The sequence below is a fragment of the Vibrio sp. MEBiC08052 genome (genome assembly GCF_001506075.1).
Classification (GTDB): Bacteria; Pseudomonadota; Gammaproteobacteria; order Enterobacterales; family Vibrionaceae; genus Vibrio.
Genome location: NZ_KQ947475.1, coordinates 4,000,256 through 4,023,799, shown reverse-complemented (window position 1 = coordinate 4,023,799; position 23,544 = coordinate 4,000,256). Strand labels below are relative to the sequence as shown.

Genomic DNA, 23,544 nt, shown 5'->3' with positions numbered 1-23,544 from the left:
TATCCGTCTACATCATGATTTATCTGTCAGTATCTTGTTCTGCCAGAAAAGCATCAACTTCTTGTCGTGCCGGAATCGACGTCTGTGCGCCAAAGCGGGTCACGGAAATCGCAGCGGATGCATGGGCAAAACGAATCGCTCGCTGCATTGACAACCCTTCCAATAGCCCGGTCACCAGTGCACCATTAAACGTATCTCCGGCGGCGGTAGTATCAATGGCGTCAACCCGGAATCCGGGAATCACAGTCCCCTGACCGTTTTCACTCAGCCAGACACCTTTCGCGCCCAAAGTAATCAGCACCGTAGTGATCCCTTTCTCATGCAGAACCGCAGCAGCACGCGCGGCACTTTGCTCATCGGTGACCGCAACCCCCGTCAACACCTCGGCTTCAGTCTCATTGGGGGTAATCATATCCACGCAACTGAGCAGTTCATCAGGCAGCGAACGGGCCGGAGCCGGATTGAGAATCACTTGTGTGCTCGCCGCTTTGGCAGCCTGAGCGCCACGAATCACCCCTTCAAGCGGTGTTTCCAGCTGAGTCAGAAAATAATCCGCTTGTCCGATACGAGCCAGATCACTTTCCAGAGATTCAGCCGTCAGGCGGGCATTCGCTTCAGAAGAGATACAAATCGCATTTTCACCACAATCAGTGACTTGAATCATCGCAATCCCGGTCGGGCAATCCGGCTGAATCTTGACCCCGGAAATATCCATACCGTCCAGCTTAAAACTTTCCCGGATATTCACCCCGAACGGATCATCACCGACACTGGCTATAAAACTGATATCGGCTCCCAAACGAGCAGCAGCAACCGCCTGATTGGCCCCTTTCCCTCCAGGAATCACCTGATAATCATGCCCATGAAGTGTTTCTCCCGGACGAGGGAAAGTAGGAACCCGCAACACATGATCAGCGTTAACACTGCCAAGTACAACTAATTTACTCATAAGGTTTTCCTCGAAAATCAGCTCAATATATGCAAGGTCTGAACTCTCGCAAAAATGCAGACCTTACCGATATTAGATTTCTTTTTTATATTGAATAGCAGGCTTTCTCAGAATGCTGTTTTGTGTTTCACTCACAAGCATCATCGAGAAAAGGCAGGTCAGCGACAGCCAGCCGCTGACCTATCTGTCTTAGTTACTAATGACTTTCAAAGGTACAGGAATGTTTTTGTTAACCGTTCCGCCTTTGAGTATTTTGTCGGCAATATCAACACCCAGAGCACCGATAACATCAGGCTGTTGAGCAATCGTTGCTGCTAACTGACCACGCAAAACCGCTTTCATACCGTCATCTGTGCCGTCAAATCCAACGATCATCACTTTTTTACCAGCTGCCTGAACTGCACGGACAGCACCGAGTGCCATTTCATCGTTCTGAGCAAATACAGCTTGTACATCAGGGTTTGCTGCCAGTAGGTTTTCCATGACGTTCAAACCTTTCGTGCGGTCAAAGTCAGCGGGTTGGCTGGCTAACAGGTTCAGATGACGTTTTTCCACGGCTTTCATGAAACCTTCACCACGCTCACGAGCGGCAGAAGTCCCGGCAATCCCTTCCAACTGAATCACTTTGGCATTTTCACCGATTCTGTCGGCAATGAAGTCACCTGCCATTTCACCACCGGCAACGTTATCCGATGCAATATGACTGACGACATCACCATGGTTGGCACCACGGTCAAGGGTGATAACCGGCACTTTGGCACGGTTAGCCATACGAATTGCATTGGAAACGGCATCGGAATCTGTTGGGTTGATCAGAATGGCTTTCACACCGCGAACCGTTAAGTCTTCCACGTTGGAAAGCTCTTTACTTGGATCGTTTTGCGAATCCAGAACGATGAGGTTATAGCCCAAATCTTTGGCTTTAGCTTCTGCACCATCTTTCATGCTGACAAAAAATGGGTTGTTCAACGTTGACAGTACAATCGCGATGGAGTCCTGCGCCTGCGCTGCAATAGACATCGTAGACGAAAGTAAAGCTGTAGAGATTAGCGTAACTAGTTTTTTCATCTTGTTTTCCTTATTTTCAGGTTCTGAATCGACATTTAACCCGATTCAAGATTCCATTATTGTATGACTACATACGGGTGTTGCTAATTACTTGTTGGTTAAACACGGACTACTTGGTTAAACAAAAACAACTTGTTAAACAAGAACTACTTGTTTTTATTATCTACCAAAACTGCCAGCAAAATCACGATCGCTTTGGCAATCATTTGATAATACGAAGAGACATCCAACAGGTTGAGCGCATTATTCAAAAATCCGATAATTAACGCCCCGACCAATGTCCCCATGATTCGGCCTTTCCCCCCCATCAGACTGGTTCCGCCCAAAACAACAGCGGCAATCGCGTCCAACTCATAGCCCATACCAGCGGTTGGTTGTGCGGAAGAGAGGCGAGAGGTCACAATCACACCCGCCAAAGCCGCCATCAGACCACAGATAGCATAGACACCGATTTTCACGCGATCCACATTAATACCGGATAATCGTGTCGCAGACTCGTTGCCACCCAATGCGTAAACATAACGCCCGAACCGGGTATGATTCAACAGATACCATGCCAGCCCGAAAACGATAACCATCAGCCAGACCGGTACCGGGATACCCAGCATATAACCTGTACCAAACCAGGCAAAACTATCAGCAACATCAGTAAATCCGGTTGAAATAGGCCGCCCATCAGTATAGACCATGGTCACACCGCGCAATAGTGTCATGGTCACCAAGGTCGCAATAAACGCCTGCACTTTACCTTTGGCAATAATCATCCCGCTCAGTCCACCTAAACAGGCTCCAGCCAGCAGCGACACCGGCACGGCAACAAAGACCGGCAACTCCAGCGCAATCATGCTCGCGGCAAAGGCACCACACAACGCCAAAACAGACCCGACACTCAAATCAATCCCGGCGGTTAAAATAACCAATGTCATTCCGACCGCCATAATGGCATTGACCGAGGTCTGACGCAGAATGTTCAGGATATTATCCACAGTAAAGAAATGGGGGTTCAGAAATGACACAACAAGAATCAAAAACAGCAGTGCTATCAATGATTTTTGCTCAATCAGCCACGCTTTGCTGAACCACTTACGTTGCTTAGGTGTCGGTTGATTCATGGAACTGGTACTCATGCTGCTACCTCGTGAATATGCTTACCCACGGCACACGCCAGCAGGTTTTCTTGATTGGCATCTTGCGCCGCAAACTCGCCACTAATGCGTCCTTCATGCATGACAAGAATTCTGTCGCTCATTCCGAGGACTTCCGGCATTTCGGAAGACACAAGAATGATACTCATCCCTTCCGCTTTAAATTGGTTAATCAGTTGATAGATCTCTTTTTTCGCCCCGACATCCACACCGCGGGTCGGTTCATCGAGAATCAGCACTTTGGGGCGCGTCATCAGCCCCTTGGCAATCGCCACTTTTTGCTGATTTCCACCTGATAAATTACCGATAATCTGATCCTGAGAAGGGGTTTTAATATTAAACAGACGGATGAAATCTGCGACGGCCTCTCTCTCATTCTGATGGTCAATTTGCATCCCTTTCGATAGGTAATTCAGGGCACACAGCGACATATTCTCTTTGACAGATAAACCCAGAACGAGCCCGTCACCTTTACGGTCTTCCGAGATATAAGCGATGCCGCTGGCCAAACCTTCTTGAGGCGTGTTCGGTGAGACGATCTTGCCGTCTAATCTCACTTCCCCTTTCTCCCGGGGAAATGCACCATAAATCACTTTCATCAACTCGGTACGCCCTGCCCCCATCAATCCGGATATCCCCAGAATTTCACCGCGTTTCAGGACAAAACTCACATCATGAACCCCTGACCCGGTCAAATCGCTCACTTCCATCGAGATCTCACCCGTCATCGAATCCATCCGCGGATACTGCTCATCAAGTTTACGTCCGACCATCATTTCAATCAGCGTGTCTTCATCGATCTCTTCAACCGGGCGCTGACCAATAAACTTACCGTCACGCAGCACCGTGACGTCATCACAAATCTCAAAGATTTCTTTCAGTCGGTGCGAAATATAAACAATGCCACATCCCTGATCGCGAAGCTCCCGGATCACACTAAACAGCGATTCTGTTTCCGTATCGGTCAGGGCATCTGTCGGTTCATCCATGATGATGACTTTCGATTTAAACGAAAGCGCTTTGGCAATTTCGATCATCTGCTGCTCACCGAGGCTCAGTTGACCCAGTAGTGTTTTCGAGCTACGACGCACATTCAGACGGGCCAACAAACGGTCGGCATCCTGATACATCTCTTGCCACAAGATCCGACCGAAACGATTGATCTTTTCCCGCCCCAAAAAGATATTCTCTGCAATCGTCAACTCAGGAATCAGATTTAACTCCTGATGAATAATAGAAATACCGGCTTCCTGAGAATCTCTCGGCCCGGCAAAAGCAGCACGCTCTTGTTGATAAATAATCTCTCCGGCATCCTTGGTATAAATGCCAGTCAACACTTTCATCAGTGTGGATTTTCCTGCGCCGTTTTCTCCCATCAACGCCATCACTCGTCCCGGATAGACATTCAAGCTGGCACCATCGAGCGCTTTCACGCCGGGAAATGCTTTGTCTATCTGGCTGAGCGCTAAAATGGGTTCTACCATGATTTCACCTCAATTCACTCTGGAATGCTGCCGGAACTACTATCGGTTCCCGAACTACCTGTTCCCGGACTAAAAAACGACACCGGCCTGAAAAATAACATTGGCATACGGTGTGCATTCACCTGTCCGCACAACTGCCCGACTCTCTCCGGAACGGCTCTTAAACGCTTCATGACTAATATAGGTCCGACGAATCGTTTTACCGGTCTTTTGCTCTTCAATTGCCAGTAAATCTTGCAATTCTGTATGTAAATGCGGGCTGACTTCACGAAACTCGGCAGCAAGCACCACCCCTTCGATCTGCATTTCTGCCAATAACGTGCGCACCGTTTCAATAAATCCCGGCACACCGTAAGTTAAAGCAAGATCAATACGCGATGTTGTTTCCGGAATGGGTAATCCGGCATCACAGACCGTCACTTCATCCGTATGTCCCAATGTCGCAACCAAATAAGAGAGCTCTGAATTCAATAACTGATTTTTTTTCATCACAATGCCTCAACAATCGTGCAAAACACCGATCAGTCTCATGATCAACTTTTGCCGTTGAGTTCCGAATCAAATGTATAAAAAACACTCATCGAAACGTTTCGATAAAATCATATATGAATCTGAAAAGTTTGAATCCCAGTAAAATTCAGACTGTGAAGCAGATCAGTGAAAGTCACTTAAACTCACTAAAAATATTGAAGGAGATCACTGAATAAACGTGATTTGATGAGTGAATCATGATTATGAAAATAAACGTATAGAATCTGATGACTATTTCCAGCCCTGTTGCGGTTTCAATTCCCGCCTATCAATATACGGGCTGCAGCCACGAACTACACCGGCACAAACGGTTTTTCAACCATCAGGTGGTGCAGTAAAACCCGGCATAACAGATGATGCAATAACACCGCAAGCCCCAGCGGCACGACGATCAACCCCAACAACATTTTGATGGCAAACTGAATCACCACCAACAGACCGCGTTCGACTTTCTGATGGAGTTTTGCGGATGTTGCCTTATGCAGCAACGCCACACTGCTTTTGGCATGTGCTTTCAGATCGCCATGATGACGTTCATGACCTTGAAGTTCACCGGCAACCGCAGAGAAATACCCGAAGCCAGTCGGCTCAGTAAAATTCTTCTCAATCACAGTGCTCACCACAACACTCAAATGCAGCGCGTAGGGAATGATCAGCCAGCAGAGCAAAAACAACGTCGCTGTCAGGCGTAACAACTTTTTGGCAACGGACCATTGCAAAACAGCGCGGTGAACCAGAGCCAGTATCAGCCAGCTCAGGCAAAGACCGATAAAAATCAGAAACAGCCAAGGCGTTGCCAGTTCTGCAACAATCACCACCACCCGCAATAACGCAATAGCCGCCAGAGCAACCGCGACCGCTTCAGAGCCCCGTTCAAGAACCTGATTCAGCCGCTTCAGAATGCGACCCACTTCAACATTCATATCGACAATAAACGACACCCCGAACTGACTGCTACCGGCGACATTGATCAGGGCATCCAGCTCCAGCAAGTGCAATAGTTCTGCACCGGCTTCCTGCTCCGTGTGGGTCAGATACAACAAGTTTGCACGATATAACGGATCGCCGGTCGGGTCACCGCCTGCCGGAGAAGACGGCGCGGACCACCAGAAAAAAGCAGCGCCCCCGATCAACACAATGGCACACAACAGCCACCAACGGCTGATTTGTGAAGCGGATGATGCCTTAGAATCGGCCGTCTTGCGAGTGGGCGAAGATGATTCTTCCGAATGAGAAACAGAGGGTTTCTCCGCCACTGCGCTTTGTTGAACGGGCGGTTTCGGTGTTGCGGTTGTACTCATATTACCCCCCGGCGGACCTGACAACGAATCGTTTCCAGAGCCATATTATCAAGGGCTTTATCCAGATCCACCGCACCGCGAATTCCCGGCAGCCGCCCTCGTTCAGAGTGCTGCCAGAGCTGAATATGCTGCAATCCTGTCGGTCGCGATATTTCCGCTGAATAGTCAGCCAGCCAAAACGGATAATCATTGAACGAGCGCCCGATATAGGCCTGCCAGAAATCACCATAGGAATAGATCACCGGTATACACCCTGTCGCTTTTTCAACCCCTTTTAAAAACTGCCGCAAACGGGCTTGTAATACTTTCGGTTTGACACCCCGCGACACTTCGACATCCACCATCGGTGCCAGCGTGAGTGGGTGCCCTTGGGTCGCCCGCAAAAAATTATGCAGTTGTCGGTGGGGGTCATCCCCGGCTTCAAAAAAGTGGTAAGCCCCGACAAGAATCGGATGCGGCATCAGCGCCTGCATATTGGCGGCAAACATCGGATCGAGAAACGTCATCCCGTCCGACGCTTTCAGATAGACAAAGTCGATCCCGGATGCAATCACATCGCGCCACACCACCTGCCCCTGATCGTGAGACACATCAATCCCATGCACCCGATGACGTTTTCCCTCGGTTTGTTCCTGTGATGCGGTGACACGCGAAACGACCACATCACGATCCTCCGGGTGTGACGATATTGATTGTTCCGTCTGAGGTGAACGGGGTGTAGCCGGAATCGCTGGTGCCGGTAATGAACCGGACGATTTGGCCGCTGATGGCATTGCGCTTGATAATGAATGAAGCAACGGCCGGGAGAGGAACAGATAGCTCCCGACCAATAGCCCGACCACAACAGCAAATAATACCGCTTTCACTGCCATCCCTTTCTCTGTCGTGACGCTTGCTGTCATCGCATTCCCTGCCATTGCTTCTCCCGGTCCCACTTGCCCTGCCACTGCTTTTTCTGTCGTCACCTGCCATAAACAGATGCCGCTAATGGGTTCCGTTCTAACCGTTAATCTTGTACTCAGTTTTGCCATGTTATCGACGACATTGCCTCGAAACTCGGTGTTTTCGACGAATTTAACCGCCCCTCCTGACGCCAAATTGAACCGTCGATGTCATGCTTACCGGCGTTACAACGAAACTATCAATCATACGCATATACAATCATTCAGGTATATAATGACTCTATCGGTTGCACAGTATGGATAGGTAATTCAGATGAGCCAGTCAGCAATTTTGATGATTACTTTTGTAGCTGTGTTCTTTGGCCTCATCATGGTTGGAGCAATTTGGCTTGCCTACATCAATCAAAAAAATACCCAACAGGATGTAGCGAATGTTGAGTTTGCGACGCCACCGACGGCCAAAAGTATTTTTTCCGGGACGACACCGCATGAAATGACCGGAGAAATCGCGCTGATTCTGCAACAAAATATTCAGTTGCCGGATTCAGGATGGACAGCAATCGAACCGCCGAAAGGGTTGATTGACAATATCATTCAGGCGGCAAACCGTGAGCAGTGCTTTTCAGCACTGTCATATCAAAGTGCGACCAACAAGGGGATTCTTCAGAGCTGGCGTATCGACTGTATCAAACCGGATCAGGCGCATGTCAGTCAGGCGATCCGGGACGGGGATAAATATGCTTTAGACGAATGGATCAACCTTGGTCAGCACCTGTTTATCAATACCGGGCTATGGTTTGATATTGAGGATCAGGCACAAATCAGAGAACGAATCACTTTTAACCAAAACTTCATGCCGGAGCACATCGTTACTGAACTCTCGGATCTGCGACTCGAATACGTGGGCCGGGCCACCATTCATCAAACTCCTTATCTGTTTCTACGCATGACCCAGACACCGCACCAAGGCAATAAATCTGATCAAAGCAATACATCGGTCAGCCTGCAATTATGGCTCGATGCCCGGACGTTGCTCCTGCAAAAACGCCGTTTGATCATCTATGAAAACGACCAAATCAGCGCAGAAGAAATCACCGTCTATACCCGGCCACAAAACACCTACACCATTACCGCCCCGGACTGGATTAATGTCGATCACGGTGCGGTGACCAATCACTCTGTATGTGTGGTGGAGCATTGGTGAGTGACAAATATGCTGAATACGGTTTTCTGATTTTTTACCCTGAGAGCATCGATCAATTTAGCTTCGTTCTAAACATGTTTCACTTCACTCAAACAAACCACCCAACCAAGAAAACCATTCATGGATGAATGGTTAGGATTTTCCGGGCAGGACGCCCGTAAAAGCTGGTTCTGGACAACTCGTGCCCAAGCCAAACAAAAAGATCTTCTGGTCACTCTTGCATCTTGGCAAGAGTAACTGGCGCACAGAGCACCAATGCCTCTGAAATCGGAGAACGTGATTGTGCGTCAAATTTAGGAGCCGACGGCTGGGAATATAAAACTTGTAATGTTCTGTGAGCGCCAAGCACAGGTATTTAAACCCTACTATGAGCTTTCTGTGGACCAAATCACCGGAGCGGTGAAAACCAGTCAATATTGTGATAACGAATTGGTCAGGGCTTTAAAAGGGGGGATGACTGCCGGACGTAAATTCATCACCCGTGTTTTTGCGTGGCGGATAGAGTTCAGCTTAGCGCCTTCTTTTAACTTGGAGTTCTGTGAATAAGTGTATTTTGTATGAATTAATAATAGACTTTAGTGAAAACATATATTGAACATATGATGTAAAATTAATTATTCATAGATATTGTGAGCAAAAATGACACACAAACAAGATTGACATATCTGAAAAAATTAATAACCTTTGTGCCTATGTAATTAATGGAATATCAATTTTAACAGTTGGATTAAGTATATATGGCTGAATATGGAAATAAGAAAGGTTTAGTAGTATCTGAGCAAGAGATTGCTCATTTAAATGAGATGTTGAAAGATATAGACTCTGATATTTCAGTTGCAATGTCATATGTGAGACGCACCCAAAAATTAACATTTAGAGAATTGGAAAAAAAATTTTCAGGCATTAACGGGAACACGTTAAAGCGTTACATGCAACAAAGTTATCAGTCAATGCGTCCTATTCATGTTGTTGCTGCATACTCATGGGTAACGATGGTTCCGATGACTGCATTTTATTATGGTTTTAAAATTAAAGAGTTTTATCGAGGTATGGACGATAACGCTGTTGAAGCATTAATCTGTCTGGGGCGTTTACCTACCGAAATGCTCAATCAATTTCTTAACATGATTTTTAGCATGTTAAGCGATACATCTAAATCAGAGTTTCTAGAATTCAGACAAAAGTTAGAATCAGAATATGGGGTGATTGAAGATCATAGTGACCTCTTACCACCTGAGAAATTAGATATCGAAGAGTTTGCAATAGACTACTATCGTTCTGTTGCGGTGACAGCAAGACAGTTCAGGAAAGAGTACAATATTTCAGTAGAGACAGCTTCTCGTTTGACTGGCTTATCAGAGTACCAATATCATGTGTTAGAGGACATTAATAAGATTGTTCCTATGCCTGTATCTATAGGATTTAGAGCAAAACTTGGTTTCAAACTGGATTCTCATGCCAACTTTACCAGTGCAATGAAAACTTTTCCTGAGTTTCATAAACTTAGACAGGTTCAACATGTACGAGATTCTTTATTAGTTGAAGCCTTGAGAAGACTGAAACACCACGAACGGGGTCCGATGACAAAGGTTTTGATTAGCTTATCAGAACTATATAAATAAAATGATATGTTTACCATTGAGTGGGCATGGACAACTCAAAATGCACAAAATTTTGGGTTGACCATACCTCATATAAATTTAAAAATATGAACTCTTAGTTAGTAAGGTCTTGCAATGATTTTTCGATAGAAACATATGATGATGCTAGCGCGATCATTGCAGAATAAACTTTATCTGGGTGCTGTAAATGAACAAGATGATCTGCATTTTTAATTATCACGAAGTTACTATTTTTTAATTGATTTGAAAATCCTCTAACAATTTCAACAGTTGCGTATGGATCATATTCTCCAACACAAACTGTACAGGGTATTTTTATATTTTCTACATAAGATGGATTGTGAACTAATAATCGAATTGAATTCTCAAAAAATATATCAATTTGATCTGGTGATAAATTATATATACTCCTTTTAGTCGCTTTGATAATGGTTTTATTTCTGGGGATATTAGGGTTGTTCACAGTCACTGAATGGGTAAATGTATGGGCAAATTCTTCTTGGCTTTGCATTGCAGCAGCAATCATTTTTTTTGTGGCTTGCCTACCTGACTTCGGTATGCCCGGGACACCACCACAAATAGATAAACTGCAAACATAAGGCCATAGGTCGCATAACTCTACAGCAATGGCTGTTGAATATGATATAGCAATAAGATGAGCGCTTTTTATACCCATATAGTGAATGAACTCTAATAGCATTAATGTCTGTTCTCTGATGCTAATGTTTGAATCTAATGGAGTGGTTTTTCCTGTTCCCGGAATCTCTATAGTTAAACAATCCAGATGCTCAGAAAATTTACGAGAGAATGAATCAACTGATTCGATGTCCTGTAAAGCGCCAAGCAGAAAAATGACCACATGTTCTGATTCAGATTGATGATTCTTATACAAAGAAAATCTGAACAAGTTGTTATTGAGAATAATTTGATTGATTTCCATTGTGTTCTCCTTTTAGAAATGGAGAGCAAAATATAAATCATTCATATAGATAAGAATAAACAGAAGCGATTGCATCGCGTCATCGCTCATTGGGTACAAACGATGTTGGTAGGCTTATGAAACAAGATAAATCATCTCACTCTCTGCTTGATGCTGATCAACCTGTCAGAGAGTTTATTGCATCCCTTTATGAAACCTTCAGCGCTCAGCTAAAACAGCAAGATGACCCACGAGTCAAAATTGAATACTTTGGTGGGGTAATCGAAGTTCAGCTTGTCTCTTTTGACGGAATTTATGAACGACCAAAAGCTGAGAAATAGCATCAACGTGATTACTATTCATCAATAAGGTAGTAAATCCCCCTATTTATGGAATGTAAACCATATTAACCGTTTGATTCTATTGATAATGGATTATCTGTTATTGCGCTGTTGTACAATGCTCCTCCTATATCGATATGAACTGAATTCATACATAAACAACGTCAAATGAACTATCAAACCATTCAAATCTACAACCTGATGGCGAATGAATTTGCTCAGGTTGAAGGGGATTTTTCATCCCTGCGCGAATCGGATATCAAATCCGTAACGCCTTCCGGAATGCGCTTTGCTGATTTTCTTGAGCAGCTACGCAACGGTCATCAAGTCTTACTCACTGATACACCATCCATCCCCTTATTGATTCGGGATCGGGATGAATGGGGCAATCGATACTGGCGAGTCAATCCCGAGGTTGAGCCTCAGCTCGATTGGCTGGCATACAAGGCCTATACCGCACGGGTTGAATTGGTCAATCATGGCATTGGTTCATCTTACGCTGGCAGTGTCAACGCCTCGGTGTATACCGAGCCTTATGTTGAACGCAATCAAGTGAAACTCACTTTAGCCGAGCGGCTGGCAAAACAGCGTCAGGAACGAATACAAGAATTAGATAACATTCAACTGCCCCCGTCATCATGGCAAGACACGTTTAACAAGCCACCAGTCAAACCCTCTCGTTTTGCCAAATCTGCCCTTGTGCCGAGAGGAACGTGTGATATCGGTACACAAAGAGAGCAACTCTCATCTTTGGGTGAGTATGCGGCCTATACACTAGCCATTGGTCAGGGGGTTGGGACGGCAGCAACTGAAGACGCTTTTTTAGCGCGTATAGGCGGTGCAGCACTGGCAGAGCTGCCAAACCTGACGATGAAAATTGTCGGTCGCACTGGCATTCTGGCCGTATTTATGCCCAGCCAGCTTGGTGACGGCACGCTGTATAATGAAAATGACCTGATGGATAAAACCACGGTTGAAACCAATATCCGCTTAGGGTTCAATGCTGATAATCGGATTTACGGTTATCATGTCAATGGAGTGAATATTCCCAAACGTGAAGTGACTCGGGTCGGTGATAAATTTGTCGTTGAGTTAGAGCCGGATGTCACTATTGAATGGATACCGATGAGTGGCGATTTTGGCGGCAAACCGATCCTGGTCAATCCCATTCCTGACCTGAAAACTTACAATATCTGGGTGTATCCGGAGGCTGAGCAAGGCCAAGAATTTGATAACACCTATATCACGCCAATCGCTGATGCAGATTTACAAGACTATATTCTGACCTTTCCGGCAGATACCGGACTCCCACCACTGTATGTGGTATATAGTCATCAAGTCCGTCAACCGAATGGTCAGTTTGGTGCGAGTAAATACCCCAAACCGGAGCTAAACCGAACATCCCTTCGGGCTGAGACCAAAAGACAGATTGAAGCAGAGGCTTTGAGAGATGAAAATGGTAATTTCACGGATAAAAAAGGTAAAGCCTTAACCGACTGGCACTATGGGCATAGAGAGGGTTTGGAAAATCGACGGATACTCAGAGCGGCTGACCAGATAGGTATGACTCAGGAAGAATTGAATGATTTTGTGAATTCACACCCTGACTATTTTCTAATTGAGGACGCCAAGACCAATCTTAGTCATGTCAATGAGAAACCGGGCAGTGATGAATTAGAGGATATTTTGGAAGACATGAAAGACTTTTTAAGTGACAGGAGATCACAATGAATAATGTAGATAATCAACCTTACTCAGCTATAGTTCGTGGTGACATTGAAACTGTGAAAAGATCAATTGCAAACGGCAAGGACATTCATCGTATCACGGCTAATGATAAATGGACATATTTACATTACGCATTCAAATCGGTAACTAGAAAAACTCCACCGGTATCTATCCAATATCTGATTGATCAAGGGCTGGATGTCAACGCAATTGATAGCTATGGCTATACGCCTCTAATTTATGCGGTTCGTCAACGCAATGTTGAGGGGATTCGGCTCTTGTTGGAAAACGGTGCGGATAAGATGATCGAGCACCAAGATGCTGATGGTATTAGTGCGTTGAGAATGGCTTTTGATCGAATGCCAATTCCTTATGAGGTTGTGAAAGTATTGCTTGAATATGGTGCTAACCCTGATGAAAAAGATGATGGTTGTTCCGTTCGTGAATTGATTCATAAAATCGCAGGTGTTGACCCTAAAATCATTGAATTAGTCAGTCATTACTAAATAAAGCCCAATCATAAGTAAAACTATTGTTTAAAATGGAACCTATTCAGAGCCGCATGATGTTGTGGCTCTTTTTTGTATCAGCCCCTTTCCTGCAAAAGCAGGCACTTCATTGTTGTTCATGTAAGTCTATGATTATTCAAAACAATTGCGTGTCTAAAATTGGTTTTTTAACAAGAAAATTTAAATTAATTTCAATAAAATCATTTAGTTATAAACAAACATAAAAAATCATCCATGAATTTTACCCTGAAAGCATCGATCAATTTAACTTTATTGATTCGGTGTTTCACCCTACTCAAATCAGCCACCCAACCAAGAAAACCATTCATGGAAGAATGGTTAGGCTTTTCCGGGCAGGACGCCCGTAAAAGCTGGTTCTGGATAACGCGTGACTAAGCCAAAACAAAAAGATCTTCTGGTCACTCTTGCATCTTGGCAAGAGTGACTGGCGCACTGAGTACCGATGTTTCTGAAATCGAGGAACAAAATGTGCGTCAAATTCGGGTGCCAAATACAGGGAAAGAATAAACAGTGAGCCTGAAATTCAGGGTACTCAGACATCATGATAAAAAAGAAAAAGGCTGGTCAGCTAAGCAAGGCCGGAGATTGATAACCTTGTACTACTTGGGCGGACGAATTAATCGCTAACCAGCCATGTTTTTAAGATAACAGATGAACCTGTCGTTAAACTGACATCATTGTAATCAGCTCATCATCCATAATGGAATATCAGTCCGCATCAGTAGCTTTTGAGTTACCCCGCCAAATACTTTTTGGTGCAGTTTTTGGTGGGCAAAAGCACCTGAGACAATCACATCCGCATTGATCTCAGCGGCGACTTCTAACAGTTGCGAACCGGTATTCCTGCTTTTATGGGTAAATGCGATACACTCGACTTCTATTTTATGCCGAGCGAGATAACGCGCTAAATCGACTTGAGTCGGTTTCTTGGGCAGATATTTTTCACTTGTCACCACAACTACTTGTTTCGCACTTTGTAGTAAATGCAGCGCACTATTGACTGCATTTGCACCGGGTTTATCACCATTCCAAGCGATCATGATCGTCTCCGGAGCAAAGTGTGTTTGCTTGCGGGGCATGACTAAAATCGGTTTACCGCCATGACTGACTGCCGTCTCAAAACTCACACTTGTTTGCCCATTGAGGGATTTAGGAATAATGATTAAATCGGATACTTTTCCCCACTCGGCAACAATTTCACCCCGATAACCAAAGATATCATGCCATCTTGCACTGACGTCATCCGTATCGGTGTTGTCATCATGAATCCCAAGTTGCAGGCATAAACGTTCAAAGCTCTGTTTGGCTTGCGCCATATCATCATGAACATAGTCACGCACCAGCTTATCGATCTGGTCGTAAAATTTCCTTGAAACTAAACGTTGTTCACTGGGCATTAACTTCTCTGCTCCGACTTGAGCATGTAATACATCTAGATGAGCATTGAAGAATTTGGCAACATTTAATGCCCCCTCTAACCGCTGTTCACCGTCTTCCTGAGAAGCAAATGGCATAATGATGGATTTGATTGACATGCTGCTCTCCTTTTAACCTAACGGCCATGGTAATGAAACGGTTTCTTGCAATAAGCCTATCGGCAAATCAAGCATCATAATGTGGGTCAGTCCAAGCAAAAATCCTGTTGCCGCAGCGGTTACCGCTAATGAGCGCCACAATCCCATCCCAGCTTTGTTCATTAAAAACGCACAGAAGAATAACGCAACCGAGATAATGTATCCGACGAAGTAACTACCAATGATCAGTGCCGCTATCCAGTATAAATAATGCATAATCGATGCTGTATTACTGTCATAAGCGTATCCTTGAACATATTCGTTATCATAGTAGACCGGAGAACCTTCCGGGCGTGTCAGAAGTTGCACGATCACAATTGCAGATAAGAACCACATGCCGCTCGCAACGACGGTGGGAAATATTCCCCCCAAAAAGCTGTGCTGGTTGCTGTCATAAATGCCATACGCAAAAGCAATATTAATGAGAATGGCGAATAACACTTGCGATTTACGAGTCGGTACTTTTTCTGCCTTTTCAACTGTATGATTCTTTTTCATATTTTGGCGAATCATAAATACCAGTGAAAACAGAATGATCGCTCCGATGATCATGACACCGGGACGAAGCAAAAACTCGATACCATCAAACTGAATCGCTTGGTATAAATAGGTTTCCATCCCGGGGGAAAGAACAAAGCCAATCAGAAATGCGGGTCTTGGCCAGTCGAATCGTTTCATGAACACACCAAGCACACCGATGACGAGCAAGGTGACTAAGTCCGCTAAATCCCGTGTGGCCTGGAAGGCAGCAAAGCAGATCACCATTACCATGAATGGGGCTAACAGTGCGTAACGGACGGTGGTTAATTTTGCGACCCAAGGAGAAATGAGCATACATGCTGCCGCGCCAAAGATGTTCGCAAGCGCCAGCGACCACACAATCGTGTATGTGATGTGCAGATCTTTGCTCACCATCGCCGGGCCCGGCTCTAAGCCAACTAAAACCATCCCACCGAGGAATACAGCCATACTCCCTGAACCGGGGATCCCAAATAACAAAGTAGGAACGAGCCCACCGCCTTCTTTCGCATTATTGGATGACTCTGGTGCAATCACACCTCTGACGTCACCATGGCCAAAATTCGGTTTATCTTTGGTGGTTTGCACCGCGTGACCATAGGCGATCCAGTCAACGACACTCCCGCCTAAACCGGGCAGCGCGCCAATAATACAGCCGATCACACTACACCGAAGTGCCAGCCATTTATGAATAAAGAAGTCTTTGACGCCTTGGAGCCAGCCGGAACCTAATTTGCTGGCATTGGCGATCGGCTTGTTCTGACGTAGGAGATCAATAATCTCTGGTAAGGCGAAAATACCCAAACCGACCACCACCAGCGGAATCCCATCCATGAGATAGAAATTATCGAATGTCATGCGATATTCGCCCGTCGCGGGCGCACTGCCGACACTGCCTAATAGCATTCCCAAACCACATGCAGATAAACCTTTGACGAGGCTCTTGCCTGCCAGTGATCCGACCATGGTTAAGCCAAGCAAGGTGAGCATAAAGAGTTCACCCGATCCAAAAGCCAGAATCACGGGACGTGCAATCAGCACAAAACCGGTCAGTACCACGGCACCGAACAGTCCGCCGAATAAAGAGGCTGTAAATGCGGCGGAAAGTGCACGGGCGGCATGGCCGTTTTTAGCCATCGGGAAACCATCCAGAACCGTGGCTTGCGAACCACTCGACCCGGGAATCCCCATCAATACCGAAGTAAAGGTGTCAGAAGTGGGGATCACTGCAACTAAACCGATTAACATCGCGAGCGCAGATATAGGATCCATTCCATATAAGAATGGTAATAATAACGATAAACCGGCAATACCGCCCAGTCCGGGGAAAATACCAATTGCGAGACCCAGCAATACACCACCCAACATATAAGTCAGATGGTGCAATGTTAAAATTGTCTGCAAAGCGGTAAGTAATTCATTTAACATCCTTGAATCCTTATTATTTCACATTGCAATGTTGTGAGTTAAAAAGTCAACTGAATATAACTAACGCACTGAATAAAAAACAATGCGCAGTTATATTATTGATTTGATATATTTCTAGCGAATATAGGACTACTGATTATTGAGCTCTATTTATCAATCAAACTAAAGTCTGGTGTTATATTTTTCTTTCAGCCATTTTACGACCCATTTTTTACTGTTTTCATCTAAAGAAAGAATGGTATTGACCGCTTGATCCACTTCAGGTCCTGTCAACTGTTCATAATTACCCAACACATCTTCAGCTCGTTTTTGAAAGTCAGGGTCTGCGACCAGCTTAATCATTGCATCACGCCAGGCGGACTGAATATCTTGCGGTGTTGATTTGGGTAAAAAGAAAACTTTCTGGGCAACAAATCCAGCAATAAAGAATGATCGCCACACTTTAAAACCTTGTGAACTATCGATATTGCCTTTTGCAAGTTGATACACTTCACCAAAGTGAGGAAGATTCGGAAAGTTTGGATCCCGTTGAAGATTGCCTTGTGCGTCAACGACACCAAAACTAAACAGGGGAATTGCTTTACCTTCTTCAACCAGTGGCACCACTTTTTTCAAATAAGCTGAACTGGTTTGTGAATCGATATTCACTTCACCTCTTTCAAATGCCAGCCGGCCCGCACCACGGCCCTTCATACCGAATACCGCTTGTACATCGGCACCAATTAAATCTAATGCTAATAACGGTACAAGATCGATGGTCGTTGCCCCCTGACTCGCATATTTAAATTTCAGCTTGTCCAGATTTTTAACAAATTGCTCGGCATTCTCTATCCCTTCATCAGCGGAAATATACACGACACCGCCGGTTGGCGTGGCAAGGACGGCTTTCCAGTCGTTATAGTCGTATTCGACACGACGATCATTGAGCAAGTAGGTAAAATGAGTCGATGCAGAACTTGCCAGAATATCCAAACCATTGTCACTTGCACGTCGGGCAAACTGGTTTGCACCCTTGGTAGAGCCACCACCGGGTATATTTTTAATGACAACCACAGGTTCACCCGGAAGCGATTGAGTAAAGTAAGGACCGAAGAAGCGTGCCCAAGTATCGGTACCACCTCCCTCTTTGTAAGGTACGGTCATTTCAATCCGTTCACCTGCAAAACTCACCGGTTGCGCATTCGCTGGTGATGTCAGACAAAATGTCATTAACGCAGCGGATGCTATCTGACTGCCGACACGTAACATGGTGTTATTAAAATAATTGCTAAGCAGCATAATAGTGCCTCCTCAAATTCTTTTTACAGTATTTAGTCTCTATCGCGGCAGAGCGATAGGTCCACCGTAAGGATTCAAACTGTCACCAAACTGACATACCCACATATTATTAACAATATTGCTACATAGATCTCGGGATGAAGAACAATCGTTGGCGGCAGCAAGGATCGACTACGCAATATAGACTTCCCCTTTAAAGAGTGGTCTTGCGGTTCTCACTAATGCGGCTTGGGCAATCACAGGCTCAGACTCGCCTTCAAGCAAGGTGATTTTGACATCAATCTTTCCGCTAGGATGTTCGATGATCACTGCCTCTGAGGGAACTTTAGATTGCTGGTGGGTCACCGTCCCTTCAATCAAGCTTGCTGCTCCGACACAAATCGCACCGGTGACAGCGTGACTGGCATGACAGTTATGGGGGACGAGATAGCGAGAAGTGATGGTGCCCACATCGTGAGGCGGAGAAACAATGGCGACTTTGGGGATCACACTCCCCCGGACATCACCCAGACCCATGCGCTCACCCGCGATAAGGCGAATCGATTCTATTTTGCGGAGTAAATCAGCATCACTGTCGATGATAGCTTTGGACTCATTCCCCACTAAACCCAGTGCGTCGGCAGGGATATGAACCATTGGAACAGCAGCGTCAATACAACTCACCTCAATGTCATTGATGGTTTCTTTGAGTGCGCCTGTGGGGAATAATTTGCCGGTTTTTGAGCCACCGACATCCAAGAAATTCAGTAGTACCGGAGACCCTGTACCCGGTACTCCGTCAATGGATGTGTCGCCGTCAAATTTCAGCATTCGGTTCGGTGTTTCAGCCGTCACTTCGATAATCGTGTTGGTATTCACATTTTTGACACGGATTGTGGTTGAGCCTTCCGCTAATTCAATCAATCCTTTTTCTGCCGCAAATGCGATCACACCGGATAATATATTGCCGCAAGAGGGCTTGGTATCGACGACTTGCTCTTCAACACCAACCTGAACAAAGAAATAGTCCAGCTCGGCCTCCGGTGACTGAGATGGTGAGATAATCCCGACTTTACTCGTTAAAGTTGTGCCGCCACCAATACCATTAATTTGTTGTACGTCACCGGATCCCATGATCTTAATCAGTAACTGATCTCTTGCTTCAGGGGATTGGGGGAGATCGCTTGCGAGAAAATAGGCACCTTTTGATGTGCCACCACGAATGAGCATACAAGGAATAAACTGGGAATGTATCATTTTTTAGCTCCTTACCATTACGTCCACTTTCAAGTCCCAAAAGCGGTGGTTTCAAGCTACAAAATGAACCTGTCAAATCACTGACTCGTTATCCGGTAAAATGAGTTAACGTCGCATCAGTCATAATTTTTCAGTGCATGTTCCCATTCCGTTGTCACAATCTGACGCTTACTTTTATCAGAAAACACCAGTAAGCGGACATCGAGTGGTAACGGTTTCAGTTGTTCTGCATATTGCTCTCGCATATATGATGCAGAATTAATAATATTTATATCTGAACGTATGGGGGGCATATTCGTTTGCTCTGCCATAACCCACTGTCCCGATGATGAAAGTAAATAATCGATAAACCGCTTCGCATCGTGTGCATTCTGCGTTGTGCGGTTGATGAAAGCCGTTCGAATTATAACTGGCGTATAATCTGTCATGGTGGTAATTGTCACATTATGATTCAGTAACTGCCAACTCTGAGAGTAAGAACCTAATATGTTATATGCCATATTAATTTCACCCTTACTTAGCGCAGCTAACATCTCCCGTGAACTATCGAATGTGCGGGCATTATGGTAATTAAATAACTCTAAAAACTGTCCATAATTACGTGATTGTTGTCGCTCAAAAGACCAGAACAAATATCCGATACCGACATGACGAATATCGTAAAGCCCAATCTTTCCCATCAGCTCATCACTATAACGCCGGATAAAAGATAGAAGTTCAATGCGATTAGTAGGTACTTGTTTCCCCTCTAAAAACACATTGTTGAATGCAATCACGGCAGGCTCAAAACTAAAACCAAAGAGCTCATCCCGCCACTGGCTCCAGTTTGGCAAAGCAACAGTGTTACGTTCTCCTCTTATACTTTCACTTTGATGTTCCAGCGCATAACCATCATTGACCAAACCCAATTGCAAATGCATCACGGAACTCACGGTGACATCAGGTTGAGGTTGCTTCTGTAGACGGATATAACGATCAAGGTCTTCACTGCTCATCCAACGATATTGAATCTTTATGTTGGGGTTACGCATAGAAAAGTCGTCCAGTAATGGTTTCATTTCCGACAGATAGGCAGCACCAAAGATTCTAATAATTCGGTAGTTACTTTCATTGGCAATGGCACTCGCAATACTCGCCACAAATAAGATAGTAAGAAATATCGAACGAAAAATAATCATCGAACCTCCTCCCACTTCCGGTATGGAAATTGTATTTCAACCGTTAATCCTTGAGGGACCGTATCATGTAAAATTAATCGTGCATGATATTTTTTAGCTACATCCGCTGCAATCGTCATACCTAACCCAGTACCAGACTGGCTATTCCCTGAGGTTCGATAGAATCGTTCAAATACATACGGCTTGTCTTCATCTTTAATTCCCACCCCAAAGTCTCGAATTAAAATAATAGCTTTTGTCCCGCGCCGTGCCACTTCAACCTCGACGACACTATGATCGGGAGAATATTTAATCGCATTCTCAATTAAATTGGATAACATCTGCTTTAACGCAAACTCATCCCCTTTGATTTGGTATTGTCCGCTTTGCTGATAACTCAGTTCTATATTTCTTTTTAATGCATTAATTGCCAGCTCCCGGCAAACAGACTGGACAAGTTTGTTGATATTGTTACTCGTCGGCTCTACGCTGCGAAAACGGTGTTTAATCATGGCATGATTCAGCAGTTGTTCAATGGTTCGATCCAAAATGCCGCACGCATCTAAGAGACGAATAAGCCACTGGACGGTCTGAGGCGAGCTTTCTCTGCTTAACATCAACTCAATTTGAGATCTCATTCCCGCCACGGGTGTCTTTAACTGATGCGCAGCCTCACTGGTAAAGTTTTTTAAATGAATTAAGGTTTCATCTAGCTGAAACATGAAACTATTAATCGTTTTAACCAGATGCATCACTTCCTCTGGTCCCTGGACATTGATCGGGGTCAGGTCAATATTTGAACGTTGCGATATTTTTCTATTAATCGTTTTAAGTGGTTTCAGTACTTGGCTGGTTAAAATAACAATGACAATAATGGTACAGAATACGACGCCAAAAATGAGCTTAGATGCAACCCCCGATAATTCCTGCTCCCAATCTGTTCTCGCTTCTGTCGTTTGTCCGACTAACACATAAACATGATGTGGCCCTTTTCTGGTGTTAATCACCCGGCCAACCAGCGCAAAGCGCACATGTTGCTGTTTAAACACTAAATCAAAAAAATGGGGAGTAACTTCTAATCGAAGAGGGTGTGAATCAATTTGAGAGAGAACAATATCTTCAGATAATAGTGCTTGGTATCCCGTTACAAATTCTTTTTGTTTGGTTGTCACTAAATAAAAAACTTTGTCACGCGGCGAATCAGCAAGTCCGCTAAATGCAGAAAACGGCAAATCAACACTCAATTCATCGCCATCTAATAGGACTTCTTCCAAAATTTGTAATGCTGCATTTGCCAAAGGTCGATCAAAGGTATATTGCGCAGTTTCATAGGCATAGCGCTTCACCGCCAGCATAGATATCAAGCCAATGAACAGTAAAGCACTCGCGGAATAGGCAAGGAGTTGAAAACGGAGTGAGCGGGTTGAAATGGATAGACGAAACATTATGACTGTACAGTTAATACATAACCTAGACCACGTAGCGTTTTAATCTCAACGTTACTGCTCGCCAGTGCTTTACGTAATCGCCCGACATAGGTTTCAATCGCATTTTGATTGGGCGGATTATCATAGCCGTATAAGTGATCAATAATTTCCTCTTTACTCAGGACGCGATTAGGATGATTGATAAAAACTTCGAGTAGCCGGTATTCACGCTGTTTGAGTTTGATACTTTCACCGTTCACTTGCACTGTTGCAGAGACTGAATCAAAACTCAGGTTACCCAGCGCTATCAAATTATGATCATTGCCTCGACTTCGCCGCACAATACTACGGCAGCGTGCCTCTAACTCTCCGAAGTCGAAAGGTTTGCTTAAAAAGTCATCAGCACCGAGATCGAGCAAGTTGATCCGATCATAAACTTCCTTACGTGCCGTTAAAACCAGAATCGGCGTGTTTGAGCGTTGACGGATTCTCTTGGTTATTTCTTCGCCTGATCGTTTCGGTAGATTGAGATCCAAAATCACTAAATCGTATTGAGTGTGCGAAACCAATGAATAGGCAACATCACCATCATAAGCACAGTCCACACCATGACCAAGATCGCAGAATCGTTGCTCAAGTGACTCACTGATTAACGGGTCATCTTCTACAATTAAAATTCGCATTGCCTTTGTGACTTCCTTAAACAGCAAATTGCTTCGTTATATATGTCAACCAAGAAAAAACACTTAGTTAACAAATTATTATATTATTCATTCACTCCCGTTCAACCGACAAAAACAGGCTATCCGGTCACTCTGACGACTTGCCTGACTCATTGGGATGCTTGCATCTCAACGTTCTGTGGCTCAGTCATACTTTGAGGTAAAGTTACACTAATCTCCGGCAAGCCATACACACTTGTTAATTTATTTTTAATACTGGTCACAATTATGATAAATCTGTTAAGTAAATGTTCATCCAAGTCAGCAAAATGACAGGTTTGCTACCTAACATCCTGACCGCCTCTCCTCCCCGATGCTGGTTTCGACCCACCAGTGATAATAGGAATATGACCTCCGACCCAAAACTGTGATTCATCCCCGTGCATACGGGAAACACTCACGACACAGCCAAAGATTTAAGAGAGCGAGCGGTTCATCCCCGTGCATACGGGGAACACATCGGGCTCCCACCAGTAGCC

General features: G+C 44.8%; 21 protein-coding genes. 6 read left to right on the top strand and 15 right to left on the bottom strand.

The window, feature by feature from the left end; translation table 11 throughout:
• Positions 1 to 19: 19 nt before the first annotated feature.
• The 7 genes from rbsK to VRK_RS17225 form a co-directional block, all read right to left on the bottom strand.
• Positions 20 to 949: a ribokinase gene (rbsK, locus tag VRK_RS17255; protein ID WP_059122525.1), complete on the bottom strand. Its 930-nt coding sequence runs from the start codon at positions 947 to 949 to the stop codon at positions 20 to 22.
• A 189-nt stretch (positions 950 to 1,138) separates the two neighbouring features.
• Positions 1,139 to 2,017, bottom strand: coding sequence for a ribose ABC transporter substrate-binding protein RbsB (gene rbsB, locus VRK_RS17250; protein ID WP_059122524.1), 879 nt, complete (start codon positions 2,015 to 2,017; stop codon positions 1,139 to 1,141).
• A 146-nt stretch (positions 2,018 to 2,163) separates the two neighbouring features.
• On the bottom strand, positions 2,164 to 3,144 hold the full coding sequence (gene rbsC / locus VRK_RS17245; RefSeq protein WP_059122523.1) for a ribose ABC transporter permease: 981 nt from the start codon (positions 3,142 to 3,144) through the stop codon (positions 2,164 to 2,166).
• Complete coding sequence (rbsA, locus tag VRK_RS17240) at positions 3,141 to 4,646, bottom strand: ribose ABC transporter ATP-binding protein RbsA (protein WP_059122522.1); 1,506 nt, start codon at positions 4,644 to 4,646, stop codon at positions 3,141 to 3,143. Before rbsA ends, rbsC begins: the two co-directional genes overlap by 4 nt.
• 69 nt (positions 4,647 to 4,715) lie before the next feature.
• Entirely contained in the window at positions 4,716 to 5,135 is a 420-nt protein-coding gene (gene rbsD, locus VRK_RS17235; protein ID WP_059122521.1) for a D-ribose pyranase, read from the bottom strand.
• A 335-nt stretch (positions 5,136 to 5,470) separates the two neighbouring features.
• Entirely contained in the window at positions 5,471 to 6,478 is a 1,008-nt protein-coding gene (locus VRK_RS17230; protein WP_059122520.1) for a hypothetical protein, read from the bottom strand.
• Complete coding sequence (locus VRK_RS17225) at positions 6,475 to 7,575, bottom strand: glycoside hydrolase family 25 protein (RefSeq protein ID WP_059122519.1); 1,101 nt, start codon at positions 7,573 to 7,575, stop codon at positions 6,475 to 6,477. Before VRK_RS17225 ends, VRK_RS17230 begins: the two co-directional genes overlap by 4 nt.
• Positions 7,576 to 7,693: 118 nt before the next feature.
• On the opposite strand from VRK_RS17225, the gene VRK_RS17220 reads away from it, so the two are divergent.
• The 3 genes from VRK_RS17220 to VRK_RS17210 all read left to right on the top strand — a co-directional run bounded on the left by VRK_RS17220 (position 7,694) and on the right by VRK_RS17210 (position 10,206).
• Positions 7,694 to 8,584: a hypothetical protein gene (locus VRK_RS17220; protein ID WP_059122518.1), complete on the top strand. Its 891-nt coding sequence runs from the start codon at positions 7,694 to 7,696 to the stop codon at positions 8,582 to 8,584.
• Positions 8,585 to 8,962: 378 nt separating this feature from the next.
• Positions 8,963 to 9,130 carry a hypothetical protein gene (locus VRK_RS21530; protein ID WP_157371948.1) on the top strand — a complete coding sequence of 56 codons (168 nt, stop codon included), beginning with the start codon at positions 8,963 to 8,965 and terminating at the stop codon, positions 9,128 to 9,130.
• Between the two features lie 191 nt (positions 9,131 to 9,321).
• A complete protein-coding gene (locus VRK_RS17210) occupies positions 9,322 to 10,206 on the top strand; it encodes a hypothetical protein (RefSeq protein WP_059122516.1) in 885 nt (294 codons plus the stop codon).
• A gap of 94 nt (positions 10,207 to 10,300) precedes the next feature.
• Here VRK_RS17210 and VRK_RS17205 read toward each other — a convergent pair whose 3' ends face one another.
• Complete coding sequence (locus VRK_RS17205) at positions 10,301 to 11,146, bottom strand: alpha/beta fold hydrolase (protein WP_059122515.1); 846 nt, start codon at positions 11,144 to 11,146, stop codon at positions 10,301 to 10,303.
• Between the two features lie 116 nt (positions 11,147 to 11,262).
• Between VRK_RS17205 and VRK_RS17200 the strand changes: the two genes are divergently transcribed.
• The 3 genes from VRK_RS17200 (at position 11,263) to VRK_RS17190 (ending at position 13,700) form a co-directional block, all read left to right on the top strand.
• Positions 11,263 to 11,466 carry a hypothetical protein gene (locus VRK_RS17200; protein ID WP_059122514.1) on the top strand — a complete coding sequence of 68 codons (204 nt, stop codon included), beginning with the start codon at positions 11,263 to 11,265 and terminating at the stop codon, positions 11,464 to 11,466.
• Between the two features lie 168 nt (positions 11,467 to 11,634).
• Positions 11,635 to 13,197, top strand: coding sequence for an S-type pyocin domain-containing protein (locus VRK_RS17195; RefSeq protein WP_059122513.1), 1,563 nt, complete (start codon positions 11,635 to 11,637; stop codon positions 13,195 to 13,197).
• Positions 13,194 to 13,700: an ankyrin repeat domain-containing protein gene (locus VRK_RS17190; protein WP_059122512.1), complete on the top strand. Its 507-nt coding sequence runs from the start codon at positions 13,194 to 13,196 to the stop codon at positions 13,698 to 13,700. The genes VRK_RS17195 and VRK_RS17190 overlap by 4 nt, the downstream gene beginning before the upstream one ends.
• Positions 13,701 to 14,407: 707 nt before the next feature.
• Here the strand turns inward: VRK_RS17190 and VRK_RS17185 are convergent.
• The 7 genes from VRK_RS17185 to VRK_RS17155 form a co-directional block, all read right to left on the bottom strand.
• Positions 14,408 to 15,259: a universal stress protein gene (locus tag VRK_RS17185; RefSeq protein WP_059122511.1), complete on the bottom strand. Its 852-nt coding sequence runs from the start codon at positions 15,257 to 15,259 to the stop codon at positions 14,408 to 14,410.
• Between the two features lie 12 nt (positions 15,260 to 15,271).
• Positions 15,272 to 17,245 (bottom strand): tripartite tricarboxylate transporter permease, encoded by a 1,974-nt coding sequence (locus tag VRK_RS17180; RefSeq protein ID WP_059122510.1) that lies wholly within the window; start codon positions 17,243 to 17,245, stop codon positions 15,272 to 15,274.
• Between the two features lie 162 nt (positions 17,246 to 17,407).
• Entirely contained in the window at positions 17,408 to 18,523 is a 1,116-nt protein-coding gene (locus tag VRK_RS17175; RefSeq protein ID WP_157371947.1) for a Bug family tripartite tricarboxylate transporter substrate binding protein, read from the bottom strand.
• A gap of 171 nt (positions 18,524 to 18,694) precedes the next feature.
• Positions 18,695 to 19,759, bottom strand: a complete 1,065-nt coding sequence (locus VRK_RS17170) for a 4-oxalomesaconate tautomerase (RefSeq protein ID WP_059122509.1) — start codon at positions 19,757 to 19,759, stop codon at positions 18,695 to 18,697.
• Between the two features lie 116 nt (positions 19,760 to 19,875).
• On the bottom strand, positions 19,876 to 20,937 hold the full coding sequence (locus VRK_RS17165) for an ABC transporter substrate-binding protein (protein WP_059122508.1): 1,062 nt from the start codon (positions 20,935 to 20,937) through the stop codon (positions 19,876 to 19,878).
• Complete coding sequence (locus tag VRK_RS17160) at positions 20,934 to 22,361, bottom strand: sensor histidine kinase (RefSeq protein WP_059122507.1); 1,428 nt, start codon at positions 22,359 to 22,361, stop codon at positions 20,934 to 20,936. The genes VRK_RS17165 and VRK_RS17160 overlap by 4 nt, the downstream gene beginning before the upstream one ends.
• Positions 22,361 to 23,026 carry a response regulator transcription factor gene (locus VRK_RS17155; protein ID WP_059122506.1) on the bottom strand — a complete coding sequence of 222 codons (666 nt, stop codon included), beginning with the start codon at positions 23,024 to 23,026 and terminating at the stop codon, positions 22,361 to 22,363. The genes VRK_RS17160 and VRK_RS17155 overlap by 1 nt, the downstream gene beginning before the upstream one ends.
• Positions 23,027 to 23,544: the final 518 nt, after the last annotated feature.

Excerpts from the sequence above, each read along its gene's own strand:
- VRK_RS17175 (WP_157371947.1), bottom strand. The coding sequence starts at position 18,523 with ATGCTGCTTAGCAATTATTTTAATAACACCATGTTACGTGTCGGCAGT.
- VRK_RS17205 (WP_059122515.1), bottom strand. The coding sequence starts at position 11,146 with ATGGAAATCAATCAAATTATTCTCAATAACAACTTGTTCAGATTTTCT.
- VRK_RS17195 (WP_059122513.1), top strand. The coding sequence starts at position 11,635 with ATGAACTATCAAACCATTCAAATCTACAACCTGATGGCGAATGAATTT.
- VRK_RS17210 (WP_059122516.1), top strand. The coding sequence starts at position 9,322 with ATGGCTGAATATGGAAATAAGAAAGGTTTAGTAGTATCTGAGCAAGAG.
- rbsC (WP_059122523.1), bottom strand. The coding sequence starts at position 3,144 with ATGAGTACCAGTTCCATGAATCAACCGACACCTAAGCAACGTAAGTGG.
- VRK_RS17200 (WP_059122514.1), top strand. The coding sequence starts at position 11,263 with ATGAAACAAGATAAATCATCTCACTCTCTGCTTGATGCTGATCAACCT.
- VRK_RS17155 (WP_059122506.1), bottom strand. The coding sequence starts at position 23,026 with ATGCGAATTTTAATTGTAGAAGATGACCCGTTAATCAGTGAGTCACTT.
- VRK_RS17190 (WP_059122512.1), top strand. The coding sequence starts at position 13,194 with ATGAATAATGTAGATAATCAACCTTACTCAGCTATAGTTCGTGGTGAC.
- rbsA (WP_059122522.1), bottom strand. The coding sequence starts at position 4,646 with ATGGTAGAACCCATTTTAGCGCTCAGCCAGATAGACAAAGCATTTCCC.
- VRK_RS17220 (WP_059122518.1), top strand. The coding sequence starts at position 7,694 with ATGAGCCAGTCAGCAATTTTGATGATTACTTTTGTAGCTGTGTTCTTT.
- rbsB (WP_059122524.1), bottom strand. The coding sequence starts at position 2,017 with ATGAAAAAACTAGTTACGCTAATCTCTACAGCTTTACTTTCGTCTACG.
- VRK_RS17185 (WP_059122511.1), bottom strand. The coding sequence starts at position 15,259 with ATGTCAATCAAATCCATCATTATGCCATTTGCTTCTCAGGAAGACGGT.
- VRK_RS17230 (WP_059122520.1), bottom strand. The coding sequence starts at position 6,478 with ATGAGTACAACCGCAACACCGAAACCGCCCGTTCAACAAAGCGCAGTG.
- VRK_RS17180 (WP_059122510.1), bottom strand. The coding sequence starts at position 17,245 with ATGTTAAATGAATTACTTACCGCTTTGCAGACAATTTTAACATTGCAC.
- VRK_RS17170 (WP_059122509.1), bottom strand. The coding sequence starts at position 19,759 with ATGATACATTCCCAGTTTATTCCTTGTATGCTCATTCGTGGTGGCACA.
- VRK_RS17160 (WP_059122507.1), bottom strand. The coding sequence starts at position 22,361 with ATGTTTCGTCTATCCATTTCAACCCGCTCACTCCGTTTTCAACTCCTT.
- rbsD (WP_059122521.1), bottom strand. The coding sequence starts at position 5,135 with ATGAAAAAAAATCAGTTATTGAATTCAGAGCTCTCTTATTTGGTTGCG.
- VRK_RS17165 (WP_059122508.1), bottom strand. The coding sequence starts at position 20,937 with ATGATTATTTTTCGTTCGATATTTCTTACTATCTTATTTGTGGCGAGT.
- rbsK (WP_059122525.1), bottom strand. The coding sequence starts at position 949 with ATGAGTAAATTAGTTGTACTTGGCAGTGTTAACGCTGATCATGTGTTG.